The 13,447-nt window shown below is 43.0% G+C and carries 11 protein-coding genes and 1 tRNA gene; 7 read left to right on the forward strand and 5 right to left on the reverse strand.

Annotated features, from left to right (window positions below; all coding sequences use genetic code 11):
• Positions 1-206 precede the first annotated feature (206 nt).
• A complete protein-coding gene (locus DW039_RS20880; protein ID WP_165853101.1) occupies positions 207-428 on the reverse strand; it encodes a hypothetical protein in 222 nt (73 codons plus the stop codon).
• A gap of 445 nt (positions 429-873) precedes the next feature.
• Positions 874-946 (reverse strand) — tRNA-Thr (locus tag DW039_RS05985).
• A 199-nt stretch (positions 947-1,145) separates the two neighbouring features.
• Between DW039_RS05985 and DW039_RS05990 the strand changes: the two genes are divergently transcribed.
• The 5 genes from DW039_RS05990 to DW039_RS06010 all read left to right on the forward strand — a co-directional run bounded on the left by DW039_RS05990 (position 1,146) and on the right by DW039_RS06010 (position 7,327).
• Positions 1,146-2,819: an SDR family NAD(P)-dependent oxidoreductase gene (locus tag DW039_RS05990; RefSeq protein WP_057097971.1), complete on the forward strand. Its 1,674-nt coding sequence runs from the start codon at positions 1,146-1,148 to the stop codon at positions 2,817-2,819.
• Between the two features lie 140 nt (positions 2,820-2,959).
• Positions 2,960-5,428, forward strand: coding sequence for an SLBB domain-containing protein (locus DW039_RS05995; protein ID WP_117962626.1), 2,469 nt, complete (start codon positions 2,960-2,962; stop codon positions 5,426-5,428).
• 8 nt (positions 5,429-5,436) lie between these two features.
• Complete coding sequence (locus DW039_RS06000; RefSeq protein ID WP_044468719.1) at positions 5,437-6,543, forward strand: Wzz/FepE/Etk N-terminal domain-containing protein; 1,107 nt, start codon at positions 5,437-5,439, stop codon at positions 6,541-6,543.
• Positions 6,522-6,869 carry a UpxY family transcription antiterminator gene (locus DW039_RS06005; protein WP_044468720.1) on the forward strand — a complete coding sequence of 116 codons (348 nt, stop codon included), beginning with the start codon at positions 6,522-6,524 and terminating at the stop codon, positions 6,867-6,869. Before DW039_RS06000 ends, DW039_RS06005 begins: the two co-directional genes overlap by 22 nt.
• Positions 6,869-7,327: a WbuC family cupin fold metalloprotein gene (locus DW039_RS06010; protein ID WP_044468723.1), complete on the forward strand. Its 459-nt coding sequence runs from the start codon at positions 6,869-6,871 to the stop codon at positions 7,325-7,327. Before DW039_RS06005 ends, DW039_RS06010 begins: the two co-directional genes overlap by 1 nt.
• Before the next feature lie 80 nt (positions 7,328-7,407).
• Here the strand turns inward: DW039_RS06010 and dnaJ are convergent, their stop codons facing one another.
• Positions 7,408-8,580, reverse strand: coding sequence for a molecular chaperone DnaJ (gene dnaJ, locus DW039_RS06015; RefSeq protein ID WP_120138664.1), 1,173 nt, complete (start codon positions 8,578-8,580; stop codon positions 7,408-7,410).
• 11 nt (positions 8,581-8,591) lie between these two features.
• Positions 8,592-9,224 carry a nucleotide exchange factor GrpE gene (locus DW039_RS06020; protein ID WP_005827933.1) on the reverse strand — a complete coding sequence of 211 codons (633 nt, stop codon included), beginning with the start codon at positions 9,222-9,224 and terminating at the stop codon, positions 8,592-8,594.
• 221 nt (positions 9,225-9,445) lie between these two features.
• Between DW039_RS06020 and DW039_RS06025 the strand changes: the two genes are divergently transcribed.
• The gene (locus DW039_RS06025; protein WP_005827934.1) at positions 9,446-11,065 is read left to right on the forward strand and encodes an ABC-F family ATP-binding cassette domain-containing protein; all 1,620 of its coding nucleotides are present in this window, start codon (positions 9,446-9,448) and stop codon (positions 11,063-11,065) included.
• 280 nt (positions 11,066-11,345) lie between these two features.
• Here DW039_RS06025 and DW039_RS06030 read toward each other — a convergent pair whose 3' ends face one another.
• Positions 11,346-12,398 (reverse strand): leucine-rich repeat domain-containing protein, encoded by a 1,053-nt coding sequence (locus DW039_RS06030; protein ID WP_005836085.1) that lies wholly within the window; start codon positions 12,396-12,398, stop codon positions 11,346-11,348.
• 112 nt (positions 12,399-12,510) lie between these two features.
• On the opposite strand from DW039_RS06030, the gene DW039_RS06035 reads away from it, so the two are divergent.
• Positions 12,511-13,407: a CPBP family intramembrane glutamic endopeptidase gene (locus DW039_RS06035; RefSeq protein ID WP_120381801.1), complete on the forward strand. Its 897-nt coding sequence runs from the start codon at positions 12,511-12,513 to the stop codon at positions 13,405-13,407.
• Positions 13,408-13,447: the final 40 nt, after the last annotated feature.

The following is a 13,447-nucleotide window of genomic DNA, read 5'->3' on the forward strand; positions in this document are numbered from 1 at the left end:
ATGAATAGTTTCCGGTATTGCGCTGAATACCTTTGAGGGCTACGATAGATTATGTTTTTCCTTGCAGAGAATTATTCGTCCGACGGTTGTTGCTTATTCGTCCGACATCTGTTGCATTATCGTCCGACAGCTGTCGGACGATAATGCAACAGATGTCGGACGAATAATTCTTAGTAAATGTGGAAATAAAGCGTAGTAAGGCTAGCTCAAAATCTCTCAAACATCCATTCATCTACCTTCAGCTCCTTGCCTTTAAACACGAAATAAAGGTCGTGAATGCCGTCTTTGTCTGTGTCTATCTCTGTAGAGACAGTCTGCAAAGAGTCTGAATTGAAGGAGGTGGAAGCAGCGGGTTGGCGTTTCCACTGAAGAATTGGGGTGATTTTACCGGACGCGTGTCTTTCTTTCTTGAATCGGAAAGCGCCCACACATCGTTTCCTGCGGATATAGCCGCCAGCAGCAAAGCCGCTGTAAATAATTTGATTCTTTTCATTTGTTTATAGTATGTTATAGAAACCTATGGTAGCCTTTTGATTTTGGCTTGTGTTCTTCAATCACCTCAATCCTTTATTTAAGATTGAAAAATCGGGTTATTGAAAAGTTGCCGCAAATATTGGGAATTACTATGTATAATATAAGGTGTATTATGTTTTTAATAATGTGCCTATATGTTTCAAGTTATCATTGTAATCAGATGGTGCTGTTTTAAACTTGCTTTACTTGCTTTGGGATAATTATGCGGCTATGGATTAAACTGTTTGGAAGGGCATTATGTTTTATGCAAATATATTGGTAGAAGAGCGTTTTTTTATTCTAACGATTCTTGAAAAGAAAAAGCACTGATTATTCCAGATAATCAGTGCTTGAATATCGAGCCGCTAGCCAGACTTGAACTGGCGACCTACGCGTTACGAATGCGTTGCTCTACCAACTGAGCTATAGCGGCAATAAGCTTTTGTTTACGGGGTGCAAAGGTACATCTTTATTTGAAAAGGCAAAAAGAATCTCTGTTTTTTTTAGAAATATTTTAGTGGGATAATTTTCTATTTGAATGTCTTGAACTTTATTGCCATAAAAATTGGATAATAAAACGAAAAGAAGCATCTTTGTCGTAGGTCCTATAGCAAATAAGTCTGATACTGATTATGAATTTAAGAATCTATTATAAATATCTTTCTTCACGCATAGCGTCCAAATGGACGGTGCTGTTGGTAGATGTAATTATCGTTGTGATTTCCATGCTTTCTGCATGTTTTTTGCAATATAGGCTTTCGTCCGTATCTTATGAAATTTCTTTATATGTATGGCTGACCATTTGGGCTGTCTTGTGTAATATCTGTTTCTTTCATATTCTCCGTACTTATGTGGGTGTTATCCGTTTTTCCTCTTTTGTAGATATTTATCGTGTGTTTTGGAGTCTTACGATAAGCTATGTTGTACTGTTTTTAGGGAATTGCTGTTGGTCTGTTTCGGGGCTTGGAGAAACTTTGCCGAACAGCATTCTGTTTATGGCATATATGTTCACCTTCTCTCTGATGGCTTGTATGCGCATTGCTGTGAAGATGCTTTATGAAGCTATTGCTTTTGATGCACGTCATTGCGTGAATGTTTTTATTTATGGATTCCATGGGACTGGAGTCAATGTTGCAAAATCCTTGAGAGTTAGTCGTAATAATCATTATCGCCTGCGTGGCTTTATTTCGGACGAACCTGATATGATAGGTAAACATACGATGGGATGCAGGGTATATCCCAATGATGAGCAGCTGTTTGACCGTCTAAAGAAAAAGAAAGTGGATACAATCATTATCTCTCCAAGCAAGGTGTCGGATTTGGAAAATTCCGGAATGCTGGATAAACTGTTCTCTCATGATATTCATGTAATGACCGTTCCTCCCTTAAGCGATTGTATGGACGATGGACTGATAAAGGACATTCAAATAGAAGATTGGCTCCGTAGAGAACCGGTGCAAGTTGACATGCGTAAAATTACGGCCCATATCGAGGGGCGTAGAGTAATGGTTACGGGAGCGGCGGGAGCTGTAGGAAGGGAAATCGTTCGCCAGTTGGCTACACTGAATCCTTATCAGTTGATTCTGGTAGATCAGGCAGAATCCCCATTGTATGATGTACAGTTGGAATTGTCTGATCATTGGAAGAATCTGGAGGTCCGTGTATTGGTTGCAGATGTTGCTAACCGTACGCGTATGGAGGCTATATTTGAAGAAACACGTCCTCAACTTGTTTTTCATTCTGCTGCGTATAAGCATGTACAACTGATGGATGATTTTGTATCGGAGGCAATTCAAACGAATATATCGGGGACAGTGAATATTGCGGACCTGGCGGCAAAGTATAGAGTGTCCCGTATGGTTATGATATCTGCTGCTAATGCACGTCATCCGGAGAATGCTATGGAATATAGTAAGCGTGTGGCGGAAATATATGTGCAATCATCTGATTGCAGGTTGAAACGCGACACAAGGGAAACTGATATGTTCATAGTACGTTTGGGTGAGGTGTATCCGACGAATACTCATTGTTTGATTACCTTGTCTGAAGCTTGTATGCTCACCCTGGAAGTGGGAGTCATGGGGGATGGGGGAGAAGTGTACATTGTGGGAGGGCCTGGGGATGGACTTTTGGATTCTGTAATCGGTGAAAAGATAAAGCGTGAAAAGGCATCTGTTGATGATTATGAACATGTGCGGGAAGAAGTGCTGGCCTTGGTGCAACATAGTTATACTGAAAAAAAGGCTATTTTGATTGGACTAATGAAAAAAATAGTGCCAATTTTTCCGCTTTCTTCTACCCGATGAAAAGACGTGAAAGTGACAGCTTTTTAATGCTTTTTCTGAAACTTAGAGGTGGAATAAATGTATATTATAAAAATAATATATTACCTTTGTGCCCGATTTATATTTATTACAAGAACTCAAAAGATTAATCAGAATATCTTATGCGTAGATTAATAACACTATTCTTTTTGGTATTTACTTTGTCAGGGGTAGCTTTTGCTCAGCAGATGTCAGATGATCAGGTTGTTCAGTATGTAAAAAGCGCTCAGCAGATGGGCAAAAATCAAAAGCAGATTACTACTGAATTAATGCGGCGGGGAGTGACAAAGGAACAAGTTGAAAGAATTCAGAAAAAGTATGAAAACTCTAAATCTGGAAGTCCGCAGAGCAATACCCAAGATGAGAAGCGTTCTCGTCAACGTGGTGAAATGAGTGGCGTAGTCAAAGGGCTGCGTACAACTTCGGAAACTTATTCTGCCAGACAAACGGATGTTGCAGGGGATTCTTTACAAATGATGGATAATCGTTCCTTGTCTCAAGAGAAGGAAACAGAGGATCCGACTTCGCAAATTTATGGTCATAATATTTTTACTAACGATAATTTGACTTTCGAACCCAATGTGAATGTTGCTACTCCCGAGAATTATCGTCTGGGACCTGGTGACGAGGTGATTATTGATGTGTGGGGAGCTTCTGAAACAACGATTCGACAAACAATCTCTCCGGAAGGAAGTATTCTTGTGAATAATTTAGGACCGGTTTATCTGAGTGGCAAAACTGTAAAGGAAGCCAATAATTATTTGAAACAAGAATTTGCCAGAATATATTCTGGAGTAACCGGAAATGTTCCGTCTACCCAAGTTAAACTGACATTAGGAGAAATACGTTCTATTCAAGTAAACGTTATGGGTGAAGTTGTGGTGCCCGGAACTTATACCCTCTCATCATTTGCTTCCGTATTTCATGCTTTATATCGTGCAGGTGGTGTGAATCCGATTGGTAGTTTGCGCAGTATTAAAGTGATTCGCAATGGAAATACAATAGCGGATTTGGATGTTTACGATTTACTTATGAAAGGAAAAATGAAGGATGACATCCGTCTGCAGGATGGTGATGTAATTCTTGTGGATCCTTACCAGTCACTGGTACAGATATTAGGTAAGGTAAAACGTCCGATGTTTTATGAAATGAAACCCACTGAAACCGTAGGTACATTATTGAAGTATTCAGGTGGTTTTACGGGTGATGCTTATAAGAAAGCATTACGTATAATCCGTAAAAGTGGACGTGAGCATCAAATTTATAATGTGGATGAGATGGATTATTCCGTATTCCGCGTAGATGACGGTGATAAGATAACGGTTGATTCCGTTTTACAGCGTTTTGAGAATCGTGTGGAAATCCGCGGTGCTGTATATCGTGAAGGTTTGTATCAGTTGGACGGTACGATGAATACAGTGAAGCAGCTGATTAAGAAAGCGGAAGGACTTCGCGGAGATGCATTCTTAAACCGTGCTATAATCGATCGTGAACTTGAAGACTTGTCGCATGAGGTTATACAAGTAGATGTGAAAGGTTTGCTGAACGGGACGGCTGCAGATATTCCTTTGCAGAAGAATGACATTTTATATATTCCAAGTATTCATGACTTGAAGGAAGAAGCTACACTTACCATTCATGGTGAAGTTGCCAATCCGGGTACATATCTTTATTCTGATAAAATGACAGTAGAGGATTTGGTGTTGCAGGCTGGTGGCTTGTTGGAGGCGGCGGCTACAACAAAGGTTGAAGTTGCACGGCGCATGAAAGATCCGAAGAGTACATCTTTCAGTACTACAGTAGGCCAGAATTTCTCTTTTGATTTGAAAGATGGCTTATTGGTGGGAGAAGGAAGCCAGGATTTCCATCTTGAGCCTTTTGATGAAATTTATGTTCGTAAGAGTCCGTCCTATTTTAAACAACAGAATGTTATGGTGGGTGGAGAAGTCCTTTTTAGCGGTAATTATGCACTATCGAAAAAGAATGAACGTTTGAGTGACTTGATAGCTAAGGCTGGTGGAGTAACTCCCGATGCTTATATAAAAGGAGCGCGTCTTATACGTAGGATGACCGAAGAAGAATTCCGCCGTAAGGAAGATGCTCTGCGTATGGCGCAAGCGGGAGGCGGAGATTCCATATCTGTAAAAAGATTGGATTTGTCCGATACCTATTCTGTAGGTATAAATCTGGGAGAGGCCTTGAAAAATCCTGGTTCAGATGCTGATATGGTGCTTCGCGAGGGAGATGTATTATTTGTTCCGGAGTACGTAAGTACAGTGAAAATCAACGGTGCTGTAATGTATCCGAATACAGTTTTATATAAAAAGGGTGAAAGCTTGAAATATTACATCAACCAGGCTGGTGGTTTTGGTAATGACGCCAAGAAACGCAAGGTCTATGTAATATACATGAATGGTACAGTTTCTCGTTTAAGAGCAGGAAACAAGAAAGCCATTGAACCAGGTTGTGAAATAATTGTTCCAAGTAAAGAACAGAAAAGGAAGATGACTACCACTGAAATTCTGGGAATGGGAAGTACGACAGCTTCTATTGCAGCGATGATTGCGACTATGGTTAATCTCTTTAAGTAATTTGAATTATGAGCGAAGAAAAAATACAAAACATAACCTCTCCACAACCTGAGGAACAAGAAATAGATTTGATAGAACTGGCCCAGAAAGTATGGGCTAGTCGCAAATTGGTTTTTAAGGCGTGTGGTATCGCTGCCCTTGTTGGACTGGTTGTTGCATTTAGTATTCCTAAGGAGTATTCTACAAGTGTGACGTTGGCTCCGGAGAGTGGTGGTAAATCTGGTGGCGGAAGTATGGGAGCCCTTGCAGCCATGGCGGGTATCAATTTGGGCACTTCTTCTGGTGAAGATGCTTTGTCACCCGAACTTTATCCTGATATTGTAAGTTCTACTCCTTTTCTGATTGAACTGTTCGATGTTAAAGTCAAGGATCAGAAAGCAAAAGTAGACACGACTTTATATGCTTATTTGAAAGAAGAACAGCGTTCTCCTTGGTGGAGTGCAATTTTCTCCGCTCCTTTTAAGGTGTTAGGATGGACATTGTCTTTGTTTAAGGATGAACCGGAAGAGGGGGATGCAAAGCTGGATCCTTTTCGTCTTACTAGAGATGAGTCTGCCATTGCAGATGCTTTAAGTAAACGTATCTCTGTTTCCGTAGACAAAAAGACAGGTGTGACAACCTTGTCTGTTACTATGCAGGATCCTTTGATATCTGCTTCGCTGACGGATACCGTGATGCATTGCCTGCAGAACTACATCACAGATTATCGAACTAATAAAGCTCGTCATGATTTGGCATTTACCGAAAAACTTTATGGAGAAGCAAAGGCCAGTTATGAGTCTGCCCAGAAGAAATACGCAAATTTTGTAGATGCAAACCAGAATATAATATTGCTGAGTTATCGCGCAGAGCAAGAGCGTTTACAGAATGAAATGAATTTAGCCTATCAAGTATATACACAAGTGTCTCAACAATTGCAGATGGCAAGAGCTAAGGTGCAGGAGATTACACCGGTATATACGGTTGTCCAGCCGGCTACGGTACCTTTGAAGCCTGCAAAGCCCAATAAATTGATGATTTTGATCGGCTTCATGTTCTTGGCAGGTGTCGGCAGTGTGGGATGGATATTATTTGTAAAAGATTTATTAAAGGGATGGAAAAAGCAAACAATATGATGACGGATAATGATATGATGTGCTGGCATGCATTGTACACAGCACCCAAGTCTGAACATAAGTTGATGCAGCGTTTGAATGCTGCGGGATATACTACATATTGCCCGATGCAGGCTGTGTTTGTAAAATGGAAAGGGCATACCCGGAAGGTGATTACTCCTCTTTTTTCCGGATGTTTGTTTGTTGCCGGTAATGTGTCGGAAGTTACCTCATTGGCTTCCTTGCAGAAGGCTGCTATATTAGTAAATAATGAAGGAAAAAGTTTGTCTATTGAGGCGTGCAAAGCAGAACTTCCTGCCAAGTTTGCCCAATTGCTGAAGTTATGATGAAGCTGATAACAGAAGAGCTGCTGGATACCGTTACTTCACGAGCTAAGGAGAACTCCCGTTTACGTATGAATTATAATTTTCATGCGTCTATGGATGCTCCTATTCATCGGTTGCTGAATGCTTTGGAACCGGGAACTTATCTTCCTCCTCACCGTCATACAGATAAGGAAGAAACTTATCTGGTTTTGCGTGGAAGTCTGCTGGCATTTTTTTATGATGATGCCGGTAATGTAACAGATAAGGTATGCCTCAATCCTTCGGAAGGTAAATATGGTCTGGAGATTCCTTCTAATACATGGCATAGTATTATTGCCTTGGAGTCAGGTACTGTTATTTTTGAAATTAAAAAAGGCCCATATCAGCCTCTACCCTCAGAGGATTTGGCTTCGTGGGCTCCTCAGGCTTCTGATGTGGAGGGAATAAAGGCTTTTATGAAGCGGATGTTGGAGCTTTAACATTTTCCCCGATAAACCCATAAGAAAGCCTCCCGATATATTTTATTGTATACCGGGAGGCTTCTTTATGTACCATGTTATTAGTCAAACAGGCTCTTGAACTTTTTGAATATTTTCTCTTTAATCGAAGTGTTCGGCTTGAAGTTATCCGATTCTTCCATCTCCTCCAATGCTCTCTTCTCATCCTTGCTCAGCGTTTCGGGTACATATACGCTGACATTTACCAGCAAATCTCCCGTGCCGTACCCGTTCACGTTGGGTAAACCTTTGCCGCGCAGGCGGAGTACTTTTCCCGGTTGCGTACCTGAGTCAATTTTTACTTTCACCTTTCCATCAATCGTGGGAATTTCTACCGCACCACCCAAGGCTGCTGTCGGGAAGCTGAGGAGCAGATTGTAAATCAAGTCATTTTCGTCGCGTATCAGGTTCGGGTCTTGTTCTTCCTCTACAAGAATCAGCAGGTCTCCCGGCACGCCGTTGTGCTTGCCTGCGTTTCCTTTTCCTCCCATAGAGAGTTGCATACCTTCTGCAACGCCTTTCGGAATTTTTACGGTTACTACTTCTTCACCGTATACAATGCCTTCACCGGCACACTCCTTACACTTGTTCTTGATGATTTTGCCCTCACCGCCACACGTCGGGCAGGTGGTTCTTGTCTGCATGGTGCCGAGTATGGTTTGCTGGTTACGGATTACCGTGCCGCTGCCGTTACAAGTCGGGCAGGTCTCTGAACCACCGTCACCTTCGGCTCCCGTACCATGACAGTGGGTACAAGGCACGTATTTCTTCAGTTTGAATTTCTTTTCCACGCCGGTAGAGATTTCCTTGAGGTTCAGTTTCACCTTGACACGCAGGTCCGAACCACGGTAACGGCGTTGTTGTTGTGCTCCACCGCCTCCGCCGAAACCTCCAAAACCGCCGAAACCTCCACTGTGTCCGCCAAAGATGTCACCGAACATGGAGAAGATGTCGTCCATGGACATGCCTCCACTGAAGCCGCCGAACGGACCACCATTACCGGCGGCACCACCCAGTCCGGCATGACCAAACTGATCGTAGCGGGCACGCTTGTCCGGATTGCTTAGTACGTCGTATGCCTCTGCCGCTTCCTTGAATTTCTCTTCGGCTGTTTTGTCGCCCGGATTCTTGTCCGGATGATATTGGATGGCTTTCTTGCGATAGGCTTTCTTTATTTCTTCTACCGTTGCTGTCTTTTCGACTTCCAATACTTCGTAGTAATCTCTTTTTTCCATACAGTTTTATGTTATTCTCCGACTACCACTTTGGCATGACGGATCACTTTGTCGTTTAGAATGTAACCGGTTTGTACACAGTCCAGAATTTTGCCTTTCAGTGCTTCATTGGGTGCCGGAATCACGGCGATGGCTTCGTGATAGTCTGTATCGAGCGGTTGTTCCTTTGTCTCTATTACCTTAACGCCGTTTTGTCCCAATACAGACATGAACTTGTTGTAGATAAGTTCAACGCCTTCTTTTACGGCGGCTACGTCGGTGGCTGTCTCCATGTTTTTGAGGGCGCGTTCAAAGTCATCCACAATGGGTAGGATACTGCTGATACTCTTTTCACCACCGTTCAGGATGAGTTCTGCTTTCTCCTTCATGGTACGTTTGCGGTAATTGTCAAACTCGGCAGACAAGCGCAGGTATTTGTCCTTCTGCTCTTCAATCTGTTCATTGGCCTTTTCCAGTTCCTGGGCGAGCTTTTCTTCTTCTGTCAGGGGAGCTTCGTTTTCTTGTGAAGTTTCTTGTCCGACAGTTTCTTCGTCACATTCGTTAGGGGTAGCTTGAGTTTTCAGCTCCTCTTCCTGGTTGTTTTCTTTTTCTTTCGGATTCATATTGTTATGCTTATTATTCTTGTAAAATGATTTAGCTTTCATTGCTGTTAAGGGTTTAAGTTAATACGATATTAGTGCTCCAGCAAAAACTTTGCCAAAACGGATATTTTTGCCGAAAACGCTGCAAAGGTAATACTTTTATGTCAGATTGACAGCGCTTCTCTGTGTCTATTCATGGAAAAATAACTATCTTTGCACTCGCAATTCGCAGACTAATAGGTATTAAATAGTAAATTGTAAATAAATAAATCGTAAATATAAAGATGATTACAGTCTCTAATGTCTCAGTACAGTTTGGTAAAAGAGTGTTGTTCAATGACGTAAACCTGAAGTTTACAAGTGGTAACTGTTACGGTATCATCGGTGCCAACGGCGCCGGAAAATCTACTTTCCTGAAAACGATTTCCGGGGAGCTGGACCCTACGACGGGCTCCATCATGCTGGCTCCGGGAGAGCGTCTTTCCGTTTTGAGCCAGGACCACTTTAAGTGGGATGCTTTTACGGTGATGGACACGGTGATGATGGGACACACGGTGTTGTGGGATATCATGAAGCAGCGTGAAGTGCTGTATGCCAAAGAGGATTTCACAGACGAGGATGGGCTGAAGGTTTCCGAATTGGAAGAGAAATTTGCCGAGTTGGACGGCTGGAATGCCGAAAGCGATGCTGCCGCCTTGTTGAGTGGTTTGGGTATCAAGGAAGACAAGCATTATCTGTTGATGGGTGAGTTGAACAACAAAGAAAAGGTGCGTGTCATGCTGGCGCAAGCTCTCTATGGAAATCCTGATAACTTGCTGCTGGACGAGCCTACCAATGACTTGGATATGGAGACCGTGACTTGGCTGGAAGAGTACCTCTCCAACTTTGAGCATACGGTGCTGGTGGTAAGCCACGACCGTCACTTCCTCGACTCCGTTTGTACGCATACGGTGGACATCGACTACGGAAAGATTAACCTCTTTGCCGGTAACTATAGCTTCTGGTACGAGTCCAGCCAGCTGGCGCTCCGTCAGCAGCAGAACCAGAAGGCAAAGGCCGAGGAGAAGAAGAAAGAGCTGGAAGAGTTTATCCGCCGATTCAGTGCCAATGTGGCAAAGAGCAAGCAGACTACCAGCCGCAAGAAGATGTTGGAGAAACTGAATGTAGAAGAAATCAAGCCGTCATCACGTAAGTATCCGGGCATCATCTTTACGCCCGAACGCGAACCGGGTAATCAGATTCTGGAAGTTTCCGGTTTGACGAAAACGCTGGAAGATGGTACGGTGCTGTTCCGCGACGTCAACTTCAACGTAGAGAAGGGAGACAAGATTGTATTCCTTTCGCACGACCCGCGTGCCATGACCGCCCTGTTCGAGATTATCAACGAGAATATGAAACCGGATGCAGGTACTTTCAACTGGGGTGTGACTATCACCACCGCTTACCTGCCGCTGGACAATACTGCATTCTTTAATACAGACCTGAATCTGGTGGACTGGTTGAGCCAGTTCGGTGAAGGCAATGAAGTCTATATGAAGAGCTTCCTGGGACGTATGCTGTTCTCCGGCGAGGAGGTGCTGAAGAAAGCAAGCGTATTGTCGGGAGGTGAGAAGATGCGTTGCATGATTGCACGTATGCAGCTGCGCAATGCCAATTGCTTGATTCTGGATACACCTACCAATCACCTCGACTTGGAGTCTATCCAGGCATTCAACAATAACTTGAAGACCTATAAGGGCAATATCCTTTTCTCATCCCACGACCACGAGTTCATTCAGACGGTTGCCAACCGTATCATCGAATTGACTCCGAACGGTATTATCGACAAGATGATGGAGTATGACGAATACATCACTTCAGACCACATCAAGGAGTTGCGTGCACGTATGTACGCAACAAAGTGATAACGGAAGCTAAGGACTAAATAAGCATATTTTAAATCGTTCCATCATGAGGAAAAAATCGTTCCACCATGGTGGAACGATTTTTTCACCACGGTGGAACAATATTTCTGCCATGATGGAACGATTCTTCTTTCATATCTTTTTTGTTTAATAAAGGCTTGTGCGATATTGAAAAAAAGAAGAAGGTGTGTTAGAATGATTTTTAGCTATCATTCTAACACACCTTCTTTTGCTATTAAAAGAGTCTCTTTGTTCTTATTAAGGCGGGGAATAGTCTGGGTTATTGTTTCTCCTTATATATAATTTTGCCTTGGCTTTCGCCGAAAAGGTTGTCGCCCAGCGTGGTAATCTTATTCCCCGTGGCAAGCACATAGCGCAGGTTGTCGCATCCCATAAATGCTCCGTACTCAATGGCGGTTACACTAGCAGGAAGCACCAGCGTGCCGCACAAACGACCGCAGCCACTGAATGCACGCTGTCCGATGCTTCTAAGCTCTTGCGGGAGCCGTACGTTCAGCAGATACTTCTTTTGGGTGAAAGTATAGTCGGGAATTGCAGTGGCATTACTGTTGGTCATGTCGATGGAAACCAGATTGGGCATATAGTCGCGTATCAATGTGAAGTCGGCTTCGTCCATTTTTCCTTCAACGGTCAGAAAGTTAACGTCTTTGGGCTGAAATCCGGCTCTTAACAGTTCGCTGGCAAGGCTGCCCATTTTACCAATCTGCACATTTACTGTCAGTGGTTCTCCTTCAATGAATGCAAAGGTCTCCCATTTCTTTTTGGTACGGTAGGAGTCACTGCATCCCAATGGAACAAATATGGCTGTAACGCTATCGGCCAATGCTTCGGACAACAGATTGGGAGCCGTTTTCTTCCGTATCTGGCATATCTTGAGATTTTTGCATCCCTTAAAGGCAGCATCTTCGATGTTCTTGGTCTTGTCGGAAAGGATAATCCTGGTCAGCGTCTCCTTACCTACAAATGTACTGTTGTCCATTTGCTTGCAGAAGGCATATGCCGGAATGCAATTGGCAGGATATACATAAAAACGGTTTGGATAAGTCCCGTTCTTGCCTGCATACATGCTGATGGAGGCATTGGAAATGTCCAGCAGTTGCAGGTTTTTGAATTCATCCCGTAGATGCCTGAAATCTACGGCATTCAGCTTGCCCTGCAGGGTCAGTTGGGTGATTTCATTGGCTTCCGCTTCTGTCGTCAGTTCCACCAGGGTGCCGGGTTTGGCCACGTAGTATCTTTGGGATTTTTGTGCCGAGGCATTCAGCATTAACGCCAGTCCGGCAACGGCTAAAAGTATTTTTCTAAGTTTCATGTTTGTCGATTCCAGATTGATTTTTCAAATATAAGAAGAAACCGGCAGGAATACGTGAAGTTTTTTCTTTTTATTATTATTTTTGTCGGATATTAATCAAAATGAGATACAAATGGAGACGGAAGAAACGGTGAAGGAAGAGTGTGTTGCTATGAGTAAAACAAAACGTGTTTGGCTGGCATTCGTTGATATAGTACTGTTTACTGTACTTTTTATGATTTTTCTGTTTTTGTTTGCCATACCTTTTGCGATTGCTTTCCCTGAGTTGAAGACACAAGCTGGTGGGATGAGCGTCTATTTAATGATGTTGAATGAAGTCTTGATGTTGGCCAGTGGGCTTATTGCCGCTTGTATGGTGCTGGGCTTCAGGAAGCTTCCTTTTTCGGGCTTGGGCTTGTCTTTGAAGGGATGGGGCAGAAGCCTGCTGAACGGAGCTTTGTTTGTCGTGTTCTTGTATGCGGTTGGTTTTGGCTTGTCTTTATTGTTGGGGGCTGTGGAAGTGGCAGGGAGCTTGTTTTCTCCCATTTCGTTGTTGTCGAGTCTTTTGCTTTATTTTTTAGTGGCAGTTACGGAAGAAGTTATTGGACGCGGTTTCATTTTAGGGCGTATGCTGGATGGAGGCGTCAATAAGTTTGTGGCATTGCTTATCTCTGCGGTGTTATTTTCGTTGATGCATCTTTTCAATCCCAGCTTTGCCTTCGTCCCGTTTTTGAATATCATGCTGGCGGGTTGTTTCTTGGGAGCTTCCTATATATACACGCGCAACCTCTGTTTCCCCATTGCCTTGCATTGGTTCTGGAACTGGATTCAAGGTTCTGTTTTGGGATATAAAGTCAGTGGAAATGAATTTAGCAATGAGAATCTGCTGATTCTTCACTTTCCGGAAGAAAATCTGATAAATGGAGGAACTTTCGGGTTCGAAGGCTCTATTCTGTGTTCACTACTTTTAGTGCTTGGTACAGTAATTATCTTAAGACACTATTATAAGGGATTAGTGATTAGGGATTAATGATTAATGATTAATACGGAAACCATTAACCACTAATCCC

Source organism: Bacteroides sp. AF39-16AC, from assembly GCF_003602735.1.
GTDB lineage: Bacteria > Bacteroidota > Bacteroidia > Bacteroidales > Bacteroidaceae > Bacteroides > Bacteroides uniformis.

Coding starts and splice junctions, on each gene's coding strand:
- DW039_RS05990 (WP_057097971.1), top strand. CDS start 1,146: ATGAATTTAAGAATCTATTATAAATATCTTTCTTCACGCATAGCGTCC.
- DW039_RS05995 (WP_117962626.1), top strand. CDS start 2,960: ATGCGTAGATTAATAACACTATTCTTTTTGGTATTTACTTTGTCAGGG.
- DW039_RS06000 (WP_044468719.1), top strand. CDS start 5,437: ATGAGCGAAGAAAAAATACAAAACATAACCTCTCCACAACCTGAGGAA.
- DW039_RS06005 (WP_044468720.1), top strand. CDS start 6,522: ATGGAAAAAGCAAACAATATGATGACGGATAATGATATGATGTGCTGG.
- DW039_RS06010 (WP_044468723.1), top strand. CDS start 6,869: ATGAAGCTGATAACAGAAGAGCTGCTGGATACCGTTACTTCACGAGCT.
- dnaJ (WP_120138664.1), bottom strand. CDS start 8,580: ATGGAAAAAAGAGATTACTACGAAGTATTGGAAGTCGAAAAGACAGCA.
- DW039_RS06020 (WP_005827933.1), bottom strand. CDS start 9,224: ATGAAAGCTAAATCATTTTACAAGAATAATAAGCATAACAATATGAAT.
- DW039_RS06025 (WP_005827934.1), top strand. CDS start 9,446: ATGATTACAGTCTCTAATGTCTCAGTACAGTTTGGTAAAAGAGTGTTG.
- DW039_RS06030 (WP_005836085.1), bottom strand. CDS start 12,398: ATGAAACTTAGAAAAATACTTTTAGCCGTTGCCGGACTGGCGTTAATG.
- DW039_RS06035 (WP_120381801.1), top strand. CDS start 12,511: ATGGAGACGGAAGAAACGGTGAAGGAAGAGTGTGTTGCTATGAGTAAA.